The organism is Rhizobium sp. BK661 (assembly GCF_024808825.1).
Classification (GTDB): Bacteria; Pseudomonadota; Alphaproteobacteria; order Rhizobiales; family Rhizobiaceae; genus Rhizobium.
The window spans coordinates 12,031-30,335 of sequence record NZ_JANTYT010000001.1 but is presented as its reverse complement, the minus strand read 5'-3'; the positions used below and the strand labels follow the sequence as shown (position 1 = coordinate 30,335).

The window sequence follows — 18,305 nt, the reverse complement described above, 5'->3', positions numbered from 1 at the left end:
CCGTGATATCCAGCCGTTGTGAGCGGTTTGCGGGTGCTGGCGTGGGAATATCGGGGGCCAAACCAAGGCCGGCCAATATCGTCCTGTCGTCGTGCGCGCCTGCAGCCTTTCAACGCCGGAGAGACCGGAGACGTTTAATGAAGGCGCAGCTTAAGCCCAGAATCAATCTCGATGATCGTACTGCGTTGGAGACGGTTATACCCCTCGACACGCCCTTCATCGTCTTTGTTGATCCGGCCAGTTCTTGCAACTTTAAGTGCACATTCTGTCCGACGGGACACCGCGACCTGATCGCCGATACCGGCCGCTTTCAAGGCGCGATGAAGTATGAGGTTTTTCAGAAAGTCGTCGACAATCTTGGCGAGTTTCCACAAAAAATCAAAGTCCTAAGGATGTACAAGGATGGTGAGCCGCTTCTGAACAAGCGCTTCGCTGACATGGTTGCCTACGCAAAGCAAAGCGGACATGCAGACTATATCGATTCAACGACGAACGGCACTTTCATCACCCCAGAGCGAATGGGGCCGATTATTGAAGCTGGATTGGATAAGCTCAACATCTCCGTGGATGGAATGACGCGAGAGCAGTACATCCAGTTTACAGGGTTCAAGTTCGATTTCGACGCTTTCGTGAAGAACGTCAAATGGCTCTATGCCAACAAGGGAAACATGGAGATCTCCATCAAGATCCCTGGAGAACTGATCACCCAAGCCCAAAGGCAAGAGTTCTTCGATACGTTCGGCGATCATTGTGACCGCATCTTCATTGAGAATTTTGCACCGTGCTGGCCGGAATTCGATATCGAAAAGCATACGGGTGTCAAAATCACCGGCGGCATCTACCAGCAGGAGATCGGCAATACCGACACCTGTCCCTACATTTTCTACGGCTATTCCGTAAACGCCGACGGCCTCGTCAGCTCATGCTTCCTTGATTGGGGACGAAAACTCATCATCGGTGACGTCCGAAAGCAGACGATGAGGGAGATATGGAACTCGGACACCATGAATGCCCTGCGACTGCAACATCTGGAGGGGCGTCGATGTGAAAACGGTACCTGCGGCAATTGTGGCCAGTTGACCCATTGCCTCCCCGACAACATCGACGCGTTTCGCCCGATGCTACTCGAGAAATTCAAGTCTGCTGTGACCATGGATCCCGGCGCTCAGGCTCCCGGCGGCCGCAGACTTGCAGTCGAGGCGGCCGAATGAACATTCTACACATTGCGGCTCATCTCGGAGGTGGAGTGGGCAAAGCGCACAGCAGCCTGTGCAGCGTTGATCCAACTTCCATCAAGCGAACCTACCTTCTACTCGAGGCTCCCCGCGACCTCCGCCATGTCGACTTGCTTAAGCAAGTCGGCGCCGATGTTGTGGTCGCACCGGATCGCAAAACCATATCGTCGATGGCGGCAAAGGCGGATATCGTTCAGGTCGAATGGTGGAACCATCCGAGATTGTACGAATGCCTGTGCGAAACCGCCTGGCCGAAGATGCGGACACTGTTTTGGTCGCACATCTCGGGTATTGCGGCTCCTTATCTGCCGACTGGGCTTCTGACCGGTGACGATCGATTCGTGTTTTCGTCGGAGTGCTCATTCGCTGCGCCTAACGTCGCAACGCTTCCTCCCGCGACAAGAAACAGATTTGGTGTCGTCAACAGCGGCTTTGGCCTTCCACCTCGGACAGTTGACGGTGTACGGCGAAACGGCAATTCCATCAGCTACCTGGGGACAGTCGATTTCGCCAAGATGAGCCCGGATATCTTTCGTGTCGCCGACGAGGCGGCCACGTCAGAGGCACCGGTCCGTCTATGGGGCGAAGTCAGCCCATTGAGCGAAGTCGTTCATACGGCGGCTGCCATGAAGGACCCGCGACGCGTCCGCTTTATGGGTCATACTGACAATCCGGCGGATGTCTTCGCGCAAACCAGCATCTTTCTCTACTTGCTGCAGACGGAACATCTTGGGACGGCGGAAAACGCCCTGACCGAGGCAATGTCATCGGGGTGTGTGCCGGTCGTGTTTAACAATCCCGCGGAAGCGGCCATCGTCGAAGATGGTCGAACAGGATTTATCGTGAGCAGCATCGCGGAGGCCACGGAACGGCTTCGCTGGATGATGCGAAATCCGGAAGCTGTCGCAGAAATGGGCAGGAAAGCAGCTGACCATATAGCCACGACGCGGACGCCCGTTTCTAGCGCCATGGCGTTTGAGAAAATTTACGCTGACCTTCTGCAGGTCGAAAAGCGGCGCACTGATTTCCGCAGCAGGCTTGGCAATACAGCCGCTGAATGGTTCTTGTCGACCAAGACCCTGGCCACTGCAACGCTCGAAAAGCTCGATCTTCGGACGGGTGGGCGTGCAGCAAAGGGAACGATTGATCATTTTCTCACCTGCTTTCCCGAAGACACGTCGCTGCTCTCGCTGGTTGCCGAACCGATGGACGAAGATTGGTCACGGGATCGTTTCAATTGCCTTTCTCGAGACCGTGAGTGTGTGGTCGCGTGACCAGGAAAGAAGGATGAAGGTCACGTGACGGCAATGTTTCATCACCAAGGAGCGAGATCGCAAGAGGTCGCACAAGCGTCTGCCGCGCACGGCGCGCTTCACTTTCCTGCACTGCCGGACGGGTTGGCTGCACAAGAGCTTCTGCGTCGAATTAATGATGCCACCTGCCGCTTTTCAGCGCGCCCGCTGCGCGATCCACTGGTGCTCTACGGCGCCGGCGACATGGGACGCCTTGCGCGTGATTACCTTCGCTCAATAGGGCATGACTTTGCGTTCGTCGTCGACAGGAATGCAGTCGCACTTCGTAACGACGCGTTTTGGGCAGACGTGCAGGTTCTTCACCCGTCCGAGGTGCCTAACGACATGATGCGCTCGGCGCTGCTGGCGGTCAGCATCGCCACGACGCCCTTCGTTCCTTTGGAAACGGCTTTGCGTGAAGCGGGCTGGCATGACGTTGTGCCGTTTTACGATATCGCCGAGAGCTACCGGGAGCAGCATCCCCTCTCGAACGGTTGGTTCGCCGAAAAGCTGACATCGGAAGAATTCGCCACGACAACGAAAGTCCTGCTGGGATGGGAGGATGATCTTTCGCGTGCCCACCACCTGCAATTTCTGGCATGGCGACGTCTACGCGATGAATGGACCTTTGAAGGCGCACCGGTCACCGGCGACGATCGTTTCTTCATTCCGGAGATACGGCATTGCTTGAATGCAGTGTCGGTCTTTGTCGATGGCGGCGCGCATGACGGAAGCATTACTGCGAAGCTGATCGCCAACGCCGGGCCTCGTCAGGCCGCTATCGTTGCAATCGAGCCGGATGCGAAGAATGCCGCCGCCTTCAGCAGAAGGCTTGCATCTCTGGACGCCAAGGGCGCCGGCGATGTGACGCTGCTGCCATATGCACTTGATTCAATGGAGCATGAACGCTGCTTCCACAACGGGCTCGGATACGCCTCCCAACTATCCGATACGGGTCGAGAGCATGTTCGGACTGTAACGCTGGATAGTTTGGCTCTCTCCCCCGGCTTTCTAAAGCTGCACCTAGAAGGGGCGGAACTGAACGCCCTTATGGGTGCATCCGAAACGCTGCAGCGGCATCGGCCCATCGTTGCCGTCACAACCTACCACAACAGCGACGGTCTATGGCGCACCCCTGAGTATTTGATGGAGCAGCTTCCGGCGTACCGCTTCTTTATGCGGCTTCATAGCTGGTGTGGCACCGGAGCGGTCGTCTATGCAGTTCCTCAGGAAAAAGTCCGTATCCAATGAAACACTTCGCAAGCGGCAGCCAACTCGTCTTCGATCTCGGGATGAACAACGGTGACGACACGGACTACTATCTGAAACGCGGCTTCCGCGTGGTCTCGCTTGAAGCCAACCCGGAGCTTTGCGAAAGGGCCGCCAGGCGTTTCGAGATGGAACTGAACGACGGGCGACTGACCATTGTTCACGCGGCAATCTTTGAGCGTTCAGGCGAAGCGGTCTTCCACATTAACCTCGAAAACGATCATTGGAGCAGCATTGATATCGGTTGGGCTGGGCGCAACGACGGCAATTGCCGTGAGATCACCGTTCGCTGCGTGACTTTGTCGGAGTTGTTCGCCACGTACGGCGTACCCTTGTATCTAAAGATCGATGTCGAGGGCGTCGACCACGTGGTCCTCGATCAATTGAAGGAACTCCCGAGCCTCCCTTTGTACGTCAGCGTCGAGGATTGTCGTTTCGGCTTCCAGTATCTGGAGACGCTCGCTGCATGCGGCTACGACGGTTTCAAGTTGCTCGATCAATCGACCGTTCCGTCGCTGCGCGATAGCTCGCTTGGCCACAATTTTCCGGTGGGTTCGTCTGGGCCGTTCGGCGATGACGTTCCTGGCGCATGGTCATCGTACGGCTCTGTTGTCGATAGCTATTCGCACACTGTCCGCGACTTCAATGGAAACAGACTAGCCCCGCGCACGCAGTGGTGGGACATCCACTGCACGCGTACGCCCCAAGAGAAGCATCATGACTGAAGATCAGAAATTTGCGGCATACGTCGCCGGCAACATCGAGAGTGCGAGTAAGGATGCAGGCTTCATCGGCCTCTCACAAGTGTGGGTCCGCGAATGCATCCGTCACAACTACGTTCAGAACTTCACGTGGTTGGGCCGCCCGATCATCCAGGTGCCGCAGGATATTTATGCCATACAGGAACTGATCTGGGCATGCCGGCCTGACCTCATCATCGAGACAGGCATCGCACATGGCGGATCGCTCGTCATGAGCGCGTCGATGCTCGCCATGCTCGACTATTGTGACGCCATTGCCGATGGGCGTGTTCTCGATCCCAAGGCGAGCCGCCGCAAGGTCGTCGCTGTCGACATCGATATCCGAAAACACAACCGCGCGGGAATAGAGAGTCATCCGCTCGCTCATAAGATCGTCACGATTGAAGGCTCGTCGACCGCACCGGACGTCTTTTCCCAGGTAGCTGCGCACGCGAAAGGCTACGAACGGGTCATGGTCTTTCTGGACTCCAACCACACGCATGACCACGTCCTCGCTGAATTGGAGCTTTATGCGCCGTTGACGTCAAAGGGATCCTATTGCGTCGTGTGGGACACTGGTGTCGAGGATCTGCCCGAAGATATGTGCGGCGATCGACCTTGGGGCAAAGGAAACAACCCAAAGACCGCCGTCAGGGCGTATCTCGAACTCCTGTCATCTGAAGGACGGACCGGTTCGGAGGGTGGAAAGCTGTCATTCGAAACCGACAAGATCATCGAGAACAAGATCATGATTACGGCATCGGCTGACGGATTCTTGCGCCGCATTTAAACGCTGCCCACAGGCAGAAAGCGCTCTATCCGTTTGTCACCGTGCAGCACCTCCGCTTCGAAAGTAACGACGTTTTGAAGCGATCCCGTAACGAGCAGGAAAACTGAATGGCTACCGATACTTTTTACTATCCTTCCGGCGGCGAGAGCGTGTTCTTCTCGAAGCTTGATGAACTCGCAAAGAGATGGCCGCATGAAATTCGGCATTACCTGGATCTGTTCCCGGTCTATGCGAGCCGCCGTTCTTTCATTCGCCAGCTTGCCCACTATGAGCTTTTCAAGCTCACTGTAGATCTGCCCGGACACTATGCAGATTTCGGCGTCTATTTCGGCAAGTCGTTCTTCAGCTGGCATAAATTCCTCGAGACGTTTACACCAACGGCCACGCATAAGAAGGTCATCGGTTTCGATACGTTCGATGGCTTTCCCACGCTTGCAAGCGAAGACGGTGCGGTTGATGCGAACATCCAGAAGGAAGTCGGCGGCCTTAGCTCCGGCAGCTTCCTGGAGGAATTCCAGGCGCTGCTCAAGCTCCACAACGAAGATGGAGTGATCCCCAGCAATCGTGGCTCGATCGTCAAGGGCGATATCTGCAAGACCTTGCCTCGCTGGCTCGAAGAAAATCCCGAAGCTCGCTTCTGTCTGCTCAATCTCGACGTCGACATCTATGAGCCGACGCGCATCATCCTCGAGCAATGCTGGGACCGCTTGGTGCCCGGCGGCGTGCTGATCCTCGATGAATATGCGACAAGCAAGTGGCCAGGCGAAACGCTCGCTTGGGATGAATTCGCGCGCAACAGGAAGATCGACAAACCCTTATCAAGATTCCCCTGGGCAAACGCACCGGGAGCATGGGTGGTCAAGTGACGTCGACAGGGAACGCCGGGCACTAGATCTCACGTCTGGTCGTCCACGTGGACGCCACCTTGGATGAGCGGCCAAAGGGCTAAGCAGGACAGCGCTGAGCGCGCGAATACGACAGCGGAACGCAGCAATGGAAAAAAAGACGAAGTTAAGCATTTGCATACCGACGTACAATCGCGCGGCCTTCCTACGCTTTCTGCTGACCACTTTCGTAGAACAGAAAGTTATCGATTTTCCGTATGAAATCGTCATCTCGGACAACGCTTCTACCGACGACACGGCGACGGTCGTCGAGGAGTTTCTCCTTCAGGGCTTGCCGATCAAGTATTGCCGGCGTGACGTAGATGGCGGAGGTTGGCCCAACCTCGCAAACGCCTATCAGCAAGCGGTCGGAGAGTACGCACTCTATCTTGCCGACGACGATCTTCTGAATTTCCAGAACCTGCGGGCGGCCATCGTCTACCTCAACATCAATCCCGAAACGGTCGCCTGTTATGCCCCGTGGACGATGTACGATGCCATTGATCAGGTCGATCTTAGTCTGTTCTACACCATTGAAAAGAATCGCAAATTCTCTCGCCGAAGCTTCAGCGACGTCTTCGACTTCATGACAAAGCGGCACATTTTTCCTGAAATCGCTATCTATAGAACGTCGGCCTTGAGGTCGGCCTTCGTGCCGAAAGACTTTTGCTTCTGGGCATTCTCCCATCTTGCCCATTTGCTCGATGTCGGCGCAGTCGCTTTTCTCGACAAGCCTTTCTATCGATCCGTCGTGCGGACCGCTGTCGTGCGGGACCGTGCGCAGGCCGGTAACGACGAGGCAATGACAGGATGGGACCGCTATCGGGGTGGCCTCGAATACTTTCTCTATTTGGGCTCAAAACGGGGCCAGATTGACCTCTCGCCAGCAAAATCGACGCAATACGAGGAGGCGTGCAAGGTCTTTACAATGCGACGAATGTCGGTGGCATTGCGCATGTGGTTCGAACGAGGCGAATATATCAAGGCTTACGAGATTTTTGCGCGAATGTGCTATGGGGGCGGCAGCCAACATCCCGAGATCCAAGGCCTCCGTGAGAGGCTGCCCCTGATGGTGGCGGTTCAAACGTTGGCACAAAAAGTGAATGCCGCGTCGAGCCTGAAGTACCTGATCCTTGATCAGGTCTCGTCCGTCGACTCGCTCGCAAGCCTTCTTCTCGAGGTTGGCCTCAACAATAACATCACGATACTTCCGGCGCCAACCGAGCACACCCCCGAAATAACGTCCGCAGCAGCAGTATTTACGTCAAGTGCTGCTGGGCGCGACACTTTCCTGGACAACGGATACAGGCCAAACATGGTCTTTTGCGAAAGCGATATGGTGTCGTCGGTGGTGACTTAGTCTGCAGGCGAGCTGCATATCGTTTTCGGCCCGAATATTGCGTTACCTTAACGCTTGGCAGGCGCCGCAAAGACGAGCGATACGGCAGGCGGGCGGCGAGCCTTCGTTGCGTCGGGCCCGTCAAGGCCGTCTTTTGAACCTTGATGGAGCGCCGCTGCGGCGATTAGCATAAACGTAAGAAGCCCGCATAAAGCGGGCTTGGCATAGGGAAGTTTGGTTGCGGCGCCTGATCACACAGCGACTTACAAAAAAGCCTGCATCGCGACAGATGTGTGCGGGGCGTTGACCATTGGCACAGTGCTGAACTTGAACATCTCGGGCACTGGTAGATGCTCCTGAATGTCTAGGCGGATGGAAGAAAGCATCGTCCAGCTATTGCATCCTCAGCGCCATCTCCGCTGCCTTTTCCGCGATCATGATCACCGGGGAGTTCGTATTGCCGGACACAATCGTCGGCATGATCGAGGCATCAACAACGCGCAGCTTCTCAAGCCCATGCACGCGCAGATTTGCATCCACCACCGCCATCGGATCGCTTCCCATCCTGCAGGTGCCGACAGGGTGAAAAATCGTGGTCGCGATATCACCGGCACGATGGATCAACTCGTCATCGCTCTGATATTGCCGGCCCGGCAGCATCTCCTGCGGTCGAAAACGGGAGATAGCCTTCGTTTCCATAAGGCTACGCGCGTGGCGGATAGAATTTGCCGCCAGCAGCCGGTCGCCCGCGGTCGACAGATAGTTGGGACGGATTTCAGGGGCGACCGAGGCATCACGAGTCGTCATGTGCACCGCGCCGCGACTTTCCGGCCGGAGGTTGCAGACAGAGACAGTTACGGCAGGATAACGATGAAGCGGTTCACCGAGACGGTCGGTGCTGAGCGGCTGTACGTGATATTCGAGATCGGCCGTCGCAACTGCCGGATCGCTTCTGGCGAAAATGCCGAGTTGGCTCGGCGCCATCGACAAGGGACCGGAGCGGCTGATTGCATATTGCAGGCCCATGCCGGCCCGGCTGAAGAGGTTGTGATAGAGCTGGTTCAGCGTGCGTGCGCCCTCGACCTGGAAGACGGTGCGGATTTGCAGATGGTCCTGCAGATTTTCGCCAACGCCTTGAAGATCGTGCAAGACAGGAATGTCGAGCGCCGAAAGAACATCCGGCCGGCCGACCCCCGAGAGCTCCAGAATTTTCGGCGAGTTGATCGCCCCGGCCGAGAGCACGACCTCGCGTGACGCCCGCGCAACACAGGATCGGCCCTTCCGGCGGAAACGCACGCCCGTTACCATCTTCCCGTCAAATTCCAGCCGCTCGGTTTCGGCGCCCGTCAGCACGCGCAAATTCCGGCGCTTCATCGCCGGCCGCAGGAAGGCTTTCGTCGTGTTCCACCGTAGCCCGCCCTTTTGATTGACCTCGAAATAGCCGGACCCTTCGTTGTCGCCGTCGTTGAAATCGTCGGTCTTTCGGATACCCAGTTCTTCCGCGGCATCGCGAAACGCATCGAGAATCGGCCAGGACAGCCGCTGGCGCTCGACGCGCCATTCGCCGCCCGCGCCGTGCATGACCGATCTGCCGCGATAATTGTCTTCCGACTTCAGAAAATACGGCAGCACGTCATCCCAGCCCCAGCCGGCGTTGCCCGCCTGCCGCCAGCCATCGTAATCGGCCGCCTGCCCCCGCATGTAGATCATGCCGTTGATGGAGGAGCAGCCCCCGAGCACCTTGCCGCGCGGATAGTTGAGGACGCGGCCGTTGAGGCCTTTTTCAGCGGCCGTCTTCATCATCCAGTCGGTGCGCGGATTGCCCATGCAATAGAGATAACCGATCGGCACATGCACCCAATGATACCGATCCGAGCCGCCGGCTTCGAGCAGCAGCACCCGGTTTTTCGGATCGGCCGAGAGCCGGTTTGCCAGTACGCAACCAGCCGACCCCGCGCCAACGACGATGAAATCGTAGCTGCCTTCATCCACGGGCATTTCATTCATGGGCATGGTCACGCTGCAACTCCTGTCGCGGGACTTTGCGCTTCCGAAAGGCGCCGCCACAGCGGCGCCATCGCCTCAGCAATATCCTTGTAGAGCCCATAGCGACGGTCGTAGTGGGCCGACAGCGCGCCGTTCGGCTGATAATGCCGATCGTTGCGGACCATGGCGGTGGCCCCTTCGGTGAAATCGGCAAACAGGCCGACGCCCATCCCCGCCGCGATCGCAGCCCCGAGCGCCCCGGTTTCCCGCGAAACGGCGACGGTGACAGGAACGCCGAGGACATCGGCAAAGATCTGCGGCCAGAGCTTGCTGCGCGAGCCGCCGCCGGAGAGCACAGCCTCCTCGAAGGTTGCGCCCGCCTTGCGGATCGTCTCGATATGCTGGCGATGGCCGAAGGCGACGCCTTCCAGAAGCGCCCGGATCAGGTGCCCCTTGGTATGCCAGCCGGCCATGCCGTAGAAGCCGGCCCGCGCGTGGCCATCCTGCTGGGCGCCATAGAGATAGGGGTGATAGAGCGGATCGTCAGTCGCCGGCTTGACCGCGGCTGCAAGCGCGCAAGCCGCATCGAAGGGCGAGACGCTTTCCTCATGCTCCCCTTCGAAGAACTCTCGCACCAGCCATTCGAGATTGGCGGCCGACGTCGCGCTATTTTCCATCGCCATATAGCGGCTGCGATCGAAGGTGGAGGACATGAAGACAGGACCATTGAGATCGGGACCGTCGATGATCACCTGGTTGATGCTCCAGGTGCCGGCGATGATCGAGGCGCTGCCGGTGCGCGACACGCCCGAGCCGAGCGCCGAGGCCACGACGTCGAACAGCCCGCCGATGACAGGTGTGCCTGCCGCGAGCCCGGTTTCGGCCGCCACCTCTTCCGCCACATGTCCCGCGATATCGGCGCTTTCTATCAGCGGCGGCAGCATGTGCATGCTGTCTGCGAGGCCGTAGGCCGCCATCAGTGTCCTGTCATAGCGGCGGGCCGCAAGGTCGAGCAAGCCGGCTCCGGACATGTCGGAAACTTCGCTGACGCGGCTACCGGTCAGTCGGTTGACAACGAAATCCTTGGAGAAGAACACCGTGCCTATGCGCTGGAACATGTCCGGCCGGTGGCGCTTCAGCCAGGCAAGCAGCGTCGGCGTCTGGGAGGGCCAAGGGCGCTGGCGCGCGATCGGTGCTGTGCGGTCGCCGACCCCTTCCGCTGCCCATTCCTCGACAAGTCCGGTCGCGCGCGTATCGAGCGACTGGATACCGAGAAGCGGCTGACGATCGCGATCGAGCGCATAAAGACCATTGCCATGGCCAGCACAGCCGATCGCGGCGATATCCGTGGCAGCGATGCCGGCCTTGTCGAGGCAGGTGCGGATCACCCGTTTGGCATTGGCCCAGAGCTCGCCGAGATCGCGCTCCACGTGACCGGGGTACGGCATACGACTATGCCCCTCCTCCCCGGCGTAAGCCACCTCCCGGCCATTGAGATCAAAGATTACAGCCTTGATGACCGTGTTTCCGGCATCGAGCCCCAACAGATATTTTTCCATTCCGAACCCCTCCCAAGGTTCTGGTAGAGTCTTGCGTGATTCTGGCTGAAAACACAGGCCCAGCTCCATCACCCCTTCCGATAAAGTGCAAACGCCTCTTCGCCAGTCGCATTCTCGTGGATGATCGCCAGCAGGCCGCGCACGACGGCGCTCGGATTGGCATGCTGGTAGACATTGCGCCCATAGACCATGCCCACCGCACCCTGCCGCATCAAGGCGGCGGACTTGGCGAAGACGGCGGACAAGTCCTCCTTGCCGCCGCCGCGCACGAGAACCGGGCAGCGTGCCGCCTCGACCACGCGGTGAAAATCCTCCGGGTTGATCGTCGGGTCGGCCTTGACGATATCGGCACCCATCTCGCGGGCAAGCCGCGTCAGCGTCACGATCTTGTCGGCATCGCCATCGACCATGTAGCCGCCGTGCTCAGTCACCGGCTGCATCACAAGCGGCTCGATCATCAGCGGCATGCCGTATTTCTCGCAATCGGCGCGAACACGGGCAATGTTCTGGACGCATTGGCGGAAAAGATCAGGCTCATCCGGCAGCATGAACAGATTGACGACAACGCAGGCCGCATCCGCCTGCAGCGCGCCGATCAGCGGCTCGGCCTCGTTCTGCAACACGGCCCACATATCCCGGTGGCGGATGCGGTTATAGGGGTTGCCCATGTCGATGCGCATGACGAGTGCCGGCTTGTCCTTGCCGGGCAGGTCCTGCAACAGGTCGGCCTGACCATAGTTCATCTGGATCGCATCGGGCTTCGCGTCGACCAGCGCCTTCAGCACGGCGGGCATGTTCTCCAGCCCATCGAGGAAGGACGGCTCGTTGCAGACGCCATGATCGATCGCCACGTCCAGGCAACGGCCGTTGCCGAACAGCCGGTTCATCCGGACCTTGCGGTTGTCTCGCATAATTCACTCCTTTGTTCGTTCCTTGCGGAAAGGGCTTCCTCCGAAACGCCGTGACGGTCGTTCAGGAGGGTCAGAAAACGGGTTCGCTCCTCGGCGGCGCGCTGGGGCGGCCAGCTTTTTTCCACCGAGAGGATGGCGAGCACGGCGTCGGTCATGTCGAGCGAAAGTTCACCACTGATGGCGAGTGTTGTGCGCCGCAAGAGCAGGTCGTCCAGATGCTCCACGGCTTCGTGACGCATGAGATAGATGAACTCGCGGGTGCTGTAGCCGGCATGAGGCAGAAGATAGTCCGGTTCCAGCGCAATAAAGTGGGCGACCTCCTGCGCGTCCGTGCCATAGCGTTCAAAGAGCGTTTCCGTGCGATCGAGGGTGATGCCCGTCGCCTCAGCGAGCTGATGGACCCAGAGGTTCGGCTTGCCTGGAAAGCCGCGCCCACCCCCGAAGGTACGCTCGGCGGTATCAATGCGACGTTTTCGGCCGAGCCGTTCCAGCGTCATATCGGCTGCCAGTTCCCCAAAGGAACGGAAAGTGGTCCACTTGCCGCCAATCATGCAGAGGACCGGCGGCTCGCCGTCGCGGCCTTCAAGCATCGTGCAGAAATGATCGCGCGGAATACGGCCGGTGAAGCTGTCATTGCTTGCCGGCAGGGGCCGAACGCCAGCAAACTGGAAGACGATCTCCTCGGGCCGGATCGAAATGCCCGGCAGCACGAATGCCAGTGATTGTAGGATATAATCCCGCTCGTCTGCCTCGCAGCGCACCGTTTCGGGGTCATCCACCCGGATATCGGTGGAGCCGACCAGCACCTTTCCAAGATAGGGAAAGAGAATGCAGATGCGGCCGTCCTCGTTTTCATAATAGATCATGTGGCCGTCGAGCATGTCGCGCAGACCGGGATGGTCGATGATCAGATGTGACCCCTTGGTGCCGCCCATCAGCGGCGCGGAAGGAGCCTCTTGCGGAAAGAGCGTGTCATTGGCGATATCGATCCAGCCGCCGGTGGCGTTGATGACGAGGGATGGCTTGACTGTCAGCGTCTCGCCCGAAATCCCGTCACGCAGCAGAAAACCTCCGGCTGGAGCCTGCTCGATCGTCGCATAGTTCAGAGCGGAGGCATTCGTGTCGGTTGAGAGGCCGTCGCGTAAGATCTCGATACCGACGCGCTCTGGGTGGCTGACCCAGGCGTCGTAATAGGTAGCGGCGCTCCGGATCGCCGGGTTGAGCGCCGGCCATTTGGCAAGCGTGCTGCGGCGGCCGCGAAACTGGTGCTTCCGCATCAGGGCGCGCTTGCGTGTCAGAAAATCATAGATGCTGAGCCCCGCCTTGATGGCGATGGCGCCGCGGCGGCTCGGGCGGCGGGTGAGGCCGAGGAAACGCACGATGCCATTACCGAGACCCGAGAAAACGTCGAAGATCGGAACGGTGGTCGGCAGAGGTGCGACGTAATGGGGGGCGTTGCGCAACAACCGGTCGCGCTCGACCAGCGATTCCCGGACCAGGCTGAACTCGCCGTTTTCGAGATAGCGCAGCCCACCATGCACCATGCGCGAGAGCGCGGCGCTGGCACCGGAACAATAGTCGCCCTTCTCGACCAGCAGCACATTCACGCCCTGCAGCGCCAGCTCGCGAAAGACGCTGAGCCCGTTGATACCGCCGCCGAGGACGCACACGTCCACCTTCGGGCTCTTGCGGAGCCCGTCCAATGTCTCTTCACGGTTCATGATGACAGCCTGTTATCCGTCCATGTTAGCCAGTTTCGCGGCCAGCGCCGCGTCAATGGCCGAAAGATCGTCCGCAGAAAGCCTGAGCGTTCCGGCTCGTGCATTGTCGAGTGCTTGCGCCGGATTGCGTGCGCCACAGAGAGCAAAGGTGACGCCCGGCTGCGAAAGCGTCCAGGCGATCACCACCTGCGCGACGCTCGCCGCATGCCGCTCCGCTATCGGCCCGATCGCGTCGGAAAACGCCTTCGCCTTCTGCCGGTTGGCGACGGAGAAGCGCGGATTGCCCTTGCGCTGGTCGTCGCCTGCGAAGATGCGATCCGGTCCGATGGTGCTCGACAGCAGACCGAGCGCCAGCGAGGAGTAGCTGAGCGTCGAAATCCCGCTTTGAACAGTAAGTGGCAGCAGGTCCGCCTCGATTTCGCGATCGATCATACTGAACCGCTCCTGGATCGCATCGAGCGATCCAGTTTGAACATATTGCTGAAGCCCGGCCTTATCGACGTTGCTTGCGCCGATGGCACGGATCTTGCCAGCCGACTTCAACTCTTCAAGCGCCCGCACGGTCTCCTCGATCGGTGTCGTTACGTCCTGCCAGTGGGTGATGTAGAGGTCGATATAATCCGTGCCGAGCCGGCGCAGACTTTCCTCGACTTCGTGAATGATAGAGTCACGCCCGAGATAGCGGTGAACCGGCTTGCCATCCTGGTCGAAGAAATGCTTTCCCTTCTGTGTATGCCAGACGAGGCCGCACTTGGTGGCGATGACAGCCTTGTCGCGCCGGCGGGTGAGCGCCTTGCCAACGATCTCCTCAGAGCGGCCGAGGCCATAAGCCGGGGCCGTGTCGATGAGGGTCACGCCGGCATCAAGCGAGGCGTGGATGGCGGCGATGGATTGCGCCTCGTCGGTGCCGCCCCACATCCAACCGCCGATCGCCCACGTGCCCAGCCCTACGGCCGAGGCCCTGACGCCGGAGCGCCCGATCTCGCGGATCAACTGTTCGCCGCTCATGCCGAAAACCCTTCCCCGGATGCAATTTCAAGAATGCGCGCCCCGGTGGCCTCGTCAGTGACGAGCGTATCGAGATGGTTGCCGCGTAGGACGCTCAGGATCGAGCTGGCCTTGTTGAGGCCGCTTGCCACGCCGATCTTCGTCGGGATCGAGGCGAACTCTTCCAGCGTCAGCGAAACCAGCGCCCGGTTCAGGCTGTAATCGCAGACCCGGCCTTCGCCATCGAGCAGATGGGCGAGCAGTTCCGCACTCGCGCCGGAATGTTCAATGGCCTTGCGGTCCTCGCTCGAAGAAGGATGCAGATCGTAGTACGTCGAGTCTGCGCTGAGGATCGAGCCGATACCAACCACCGCGACCTTGGCTTCCCGCGCCCGCCGGAAGACATCCGCGACGGCGCGCATGTTGAGCAGCATGTCCCGCTGCACGGCATCATCGGCAAAGAGCGGCGCGTGGATCTGGTAGGAGCGTCCGCCGAGCCGGTCGGCCATCAGCGTCGAGACGTGGTTGACGTCGGTATAGTGCTTGCCCTGAACGCAGCCGGTCGCGGGGATCACCTCGACGTCGAAACGGCGGGCGGGCTGCAGGCCGGCGACGACTGCCCCGACACCCTTGCCGCCGGTGATGCAGATCGTGTCGCCATCGGCGATTTCCTCCAGCAGCAGCCGAGCCGCCGCTTCCCCAACCGCTTGCAACGCCGTCTGCGGATTGTCGGAGACTGTCGGCACCACCACGGCGCGGCGGATGCCGCCGAGCGAAAGCAGGCGTTCTTCCATGTCCACCAGCGGTTCGACCGGCGATTTGATCTTGATCTCGACAAGGCCGAGCTGGCGGCCGCGCTTGATCAGCCGGTTGACGGTGGCGTGCGAGATGCCGAGCTGGTCGGCGATCTGCGACTGCGTCAAACCTTCGAGGAAGTGCAGCACGAGCGCCTGGTGCATCTGGCGCGCGATGACGATTTCCTCGCGTGGCGCTGTGGTCTTGGGTTTCAGTTTGGCGATCGGCATATCAGACGGCCTTCCGCTTGTGCAGGAAATGATCGATGGAAACGGCGGCGAGCAGAATGCACCCCTTGATCATGTCCTGCCAATAGACGGAGACATCGAGCAGGATCAGCGACGAGGTGACGACCGAGAGCAGCGCAATGCCAAGGATGGCGCCGAAGATCGTGCCCGAGCCACCGTTCAGTGAAGCCCCGCCGATAACCGCCGCCGCGATGATATTCAGCTCCATGCCGACGCCGAAAGTGGGCGTCGCGGCACCGAAGCGGGACATATAGATGACACCTGCGACACCTGACAGCGTTGAGCAGAGAACCGTCACCCAGAACTTCACTTGGTTGGTGCGGATGCCGGAATAGAGTGCCGCCTTCTCGTTGCTGCCGGTGTAGAAGACCTTGCGGAAGGCAGTCGCCCGGCGCAGCAGGAAATCGAACAGGATGACCACAGCGACGAAGATCAGGATCACGTAGGGAACACCATAGAACGTGCCCTGCCCCACGGCCTTGAAACTTGCCGGCAGCGTGAAAAGCGAGAGCGGCGTGCCCTTGATTATGATCAGGCAAAGCCCGCGTACGATCACCATGCCCGCAAGTGAGGTGATGAAGTGATTGAGCCCGACCACCGTCACGAAGAAGCCCATGATCGCCCCAATGAAACCGCTGGCGAGAATGCCGACTACCGAGGACGTCCACGGGTCCAATCCGGCAAGGAACAGCGAGCCGGAGAGCACCATAGCAAAGCAGACCACCGAGCCGACGGCGAGATCGATACCGCCGACGATCAGGAGGATCGTCATGCCGACGACGACGATGCCCTCCACAGAAAAGCTCATCAGCATGGCGCGGAAATTGCCGAACGTGAGGAAGTGCGGAGAGGCAAAGCTCATGATCACACAGAGAGCTAGGATGATAGCGATCAGCCCCGCCTCGCGCATGGTGCCGATGCGTTTCCAATGCCCCGTTTTCGGCATGTCCGCCGCCATCGTGTCGATTGCCATTCCCGTCTCCCCCTCCTTAAGCGGCATGATCTGCCGTCCTCGCCGCGCTGACCCCCGATGCAAGGCGGATCACGGCTTCTTCCGTCATGTCTTGCGGGCCAAGCTCGCCCGCGATGCGCCCCTCCCGCACGACCATCACGCGGTCGCAGAGCCCGAGCAGCTCGGGCATTTCCGAAGAGATGACGACGATACCGATACCGCCGCGCGCAAGGTCGCGCAGCAGCCGGTGAATTTCGGCTTTCGCGCCGACATCGATGCCGCGTGTCGGCTCATCCATCAGGATCACCTTGGGATTGACGGCAAGTTGCTTGGCGATCGCCACCTTCTGCTGGTTACCGCCCGAAAGCGATTTGACCGGCGCCTCGACGCCGAGCATGCGCACCGCCAGCCGCCGCGCGAAATCCTCCGCCACCATCGCCTCGGCGCGACCGTTGAGCAGACCGGCATGATTGGTGAGCGCCTTCAGGTTCAGCACCGAGATATTCTGGGCGATCGACATTTCCAGGAAAATGCCCGCGCCCTTACGATCCTCCGACAGATAGAGGATACCGGCCTTAACGGCATCGGCATAGGCGCGGATCGCCTGAGACTTGCCATGCAGGCGGACCTCGCCGGATGTATGCGCACGAAGGCCGCAAATGCCCTCGGCGATTTCCGTGCGGCCGGAGCCGATCAGGCCACCAATGCCGAGGATTTCGCCTTTGTGCAAATCGAAGCTGATGTCATGAAAACGCGCACCGTCGCTGATGCCATCGACTTCAAGGATCGTCTCGCTGGATGCCTCGCCCGCTCCGAGTTTGTCGGGATAGAGCTGCGTAATCTCGCGACCGACCATGCGGCTCACCACGTCGTCAGCCGTGACATCGGCGATGTTGTCGGTGCAGACATAACGGCCGTCACGGAACACGGTCACCCGGTCGCAGAGACTGAAGATCTCCGCCATGCGATGGCTGATATAGATGATCGAGATGCCGTTCGCCTTGAGGTCGCGGATGATGGAAAAGAGCCGCTGCGCCTCCGTTTCGGTAAGCGCAGCAGTGGGCTCATCGAGGATCAGAACGCGGCAGTCTAGCGTCAGCGCCTTGGCGATCTCGACAAGCTGCTGGCTGGAAATCGGCAGGTCCGCGACCTTCTGGCGCACATCGATGGCGGCGAGCCGGTTCATCACTGCCTGGGCATCGCGCTCCAGGGCACGGTAATTCATGAAAGGGGTGCGTCGCCGGTTGGTCGCCGCCATGAACATGTTTTCGGCCACTGTCGCATCCGGGCAAAGTGCGATTTCCTGATGCACGAGACCGATGCCCAGCGATTGCGCGGCAGCCGGCGAAGCAATACGCACGGGTTTGCCATCAACGCGGATCTCGCCTTCGGTCGGCTGCAGCACGCCCGCGATGATGTTCATCAGGGTCGACTTTCCGGCGCCGTTTTCGCCACACAGCGCATGAACCTCGCCGCGTTCGAGCGTGAAGTTGACATCGGTCAAGGCCTTCACCGCCCCGAAATGCTTGGTCATGCCGTGAATGGTAAGCACCGGCTCCGTCATTGGTCATTTTCCCTTACTTCATAGCCGGCAACA

The 18,305-nt window shown here is 59.6% G+C and carries 15 protein-coding genes; 7 read left to right on the top strand and 8 right to left on the bottom strand.

Translation table 11 applies throughout. The features are described 5' to 3' along the window. The first annotated feature begins 2 nt into the window (after positions 1 to 2). The 7 genes from FHX16_RS00135 to FHX16_RS00105 all read left to right on the top strand — a co-directional run bounded on the left by FHX16_RS00135 (position 3) and on the right by FHX16_RS00105 (position 7,570). A complete protein-coding gene (locus FHX16_RS00135; protein ID WP_259126307.1) occupies positions 3 to 1,211 on the top strand; it encodes a radical SAM protein in 1,209 nt (402 codons plus the stop codon). Beyond that, positions 1,208 to 2,509: a glycosyltransferase family 4 protein gene (locus FHX16_RS00130; RefSeq protein WP_183863085.1), complete on the top strand. Its 1,302-nt coding sequence runs from the start codon at positions 1,208 to 1,210 to the stop codon at positions 2,507 to 2,509. The genes FHX16_RS00135 and FHX16_RS00130 overlap by 4 nt, the downstream gene beginning before the upstream one ends. 33 nt (positions 2,510 to 2,542) lie before the next feature. Then, on the top strand, positions 2,543 to 3,778 hold the full coding sequence (locus tag FHX16_RS00125; RefSeq protein ID WP_246712648.1) for an FkbM family methyltransferase: 1,236 nt from the start codon (positions 2,543 to 2,545) through the stop codon (positions 3,776 to 3,778). After that, on the top strand, positions 3,775 to 4,521 hold the full coding sequence (locus tag FHX16_RS00120; RefSeq protein ID WP_183863081.1) for an FkbM family methyltransferase: 747 nt from the start codon (positions 3,775 to 3,777) through the stop codon (positions 4,519 to 4,521). Before FHX16_RS00125 ends, FHX16_RS00120 begins: the two co-directional genes overlap by 4 nt. Beyond that, the gene (locus tag FHX16_RS00115; protein ID WP_183863079.1) at positions 4,514 to 5,326 is read left to right on the top strand and encodes a cephalosporin hydroxylase family protein; all 813 of its coding nucleotides are present in this window, start codon (positions 4,514 to 4,516) and stop codon (positions 5,324 to 5,326) included. Before FHX16_RS00120 ends, FHX16_RS00115 begins: the two co-directional genes overlap by 8 nt. Positions 5,327 to 5,433: 107 nt before the next feature. Then, positions 5,434 to 6,192, top strand: coding sequence for a TylF/MycF/NovP-related O-methyltransferase (locus FHX16_RS00110; protein WP_183757669.1), 759 nt, complete (start codon positions 5,434 to 5,436; stop codon positions 6,190 to 6,192). Positions 6,193 to 6,319: 127 nt separating this feature from the next. Beyond that, on the top strand, positions 6,320 to 7,570 hold the full coding sequence (locus tag FHX16_RS00105) for a glycosyltransferase family A protein (protein WP_183863077.1): 1,251 nt from the start codon (positions 6,320 to 6,322) through the stop codon (positions 7,568 to 7,570). A 372-nt stretch (positions 7,571 to 7,942) separates the two neighbouring features. Here FHX16_RS00105 and FHX16_RS00100 read toward each other — a convergent pair whose 3' ends face one another. The 8 genes from FHX16_RS00100 to FHX16_RS00065 all read right to left on the bottom strand — a co-directional run bounded on the left by FHX16_RS00100 (position 7,943) and on the right by FHX16_RS00065 (position 18,272). Then, positions 7,943 to 9,562 carry a GMC family oxidoreductase gene (locus tag FHX16_RS00100; protein ID WP_210296714.1) on the bottom strand — a complete coding sequence of 540 codons (1,620 nt, stop codon included), beginning with the start codon at positions 9,560 to 9,562 and terminating at the stop codon, positions 7,943 to 7,945. 2 nt (positions 9,563 to 9,564) lie between these two features. Beyond that, on the bottom strand, positions 9,565 to 11,094 hold the full coding sequence (locus tag FHX16_RS00095; protein ID WP_259126306.1) for an FGGY-family carbohydrate kinase: 1,530 nt from the start codon (positions 11,092 to 11,094) through the stop codon (positions 9,565 to 9,567). Positions 11,095 to 11,162: 68 nt separating this feature from the next. Then, a complete protein-coding gene (locus tag FHX16_RS00090; protein WP_183863072.1) occupies positions 11,163 to 12,005 on the bottom strand; it encodes a class I fructose-bisphosphate aldolase in 843 nt (280 codons plus the stop codon). After that, positions 11,978 to 13,726 carry a glycerol-3-phosphate dehydrogenase/oxidase gene (locus FHX16_RS00085; RefSeq protein WP_183863070.1) on the bottom strand — a complete coding sequence of 583 codons (1,749 nt, stop codon included), beginning with the start codon at positions 13,724 to 13,726 and terminating at the stop codon, positions 11,978 to 11,980. The genes FHX16_RS00090 and FHX16_RS00085 overlap by 28 nt, the downstream gene beginning before the upstream one ends. A gap of 12 nt (positions 13,727 to 13,738) precedes the next feature. Further along, on the bottom strand, positions 13,739 to 14,734 hold the full coding sequence (locus FHX16_RS00080) for an aldo/keto reductase (protein WP_183863068.1): 996 nt from the start codon (positions 14,732 to 14,734) through the stop codon (positions 13,739 to 13,741). Then, the gene (locus FHX16_RS00075; protein ID WP_183863066.1) at positions 14,731 to 15,738 is read right to left on the bottom strand and encodes a sugar-binding transcriptional regulator; all 1,008 of its coding nucleotides are present in this window, start codon (positions 15,736 to 15,738) and stop codon (positions 14,731 to 14,733) included. The genes FHX16_RS00080 and FHX16_RS00075 overlap by 4 nt, the downstream gene beginning before the upstream one ends. 1 nt (position 15,739) lies before the next feature. Beyond that, a complete protein-coding gene (locus FHX16_RS00070) occupies positions 15,740 to 16,729 on the bottom strand; it encodes an ABC transporter permease (protein ID WP_259126305.1) in 990 nt (329 codons plus the stop codon). Positions 16,730 to 16,745: 16 nt separating this feature from the next. Then, positions 16,746 to 18,272: a sugar ABC transporter ATP-binding protein gene (locus tag FHX16_RS00065; RefSeq protein WP_259126304.1), complete on the bottom strand. Its 1,527-nt coding sequence runs from the start codon at positions 18,270 to 18,272 to the stop codon at positions 16,746 to 16,748. Between the last annotated feature and the right edge of the window lie 33 nt (positions 18,273 to 18,305).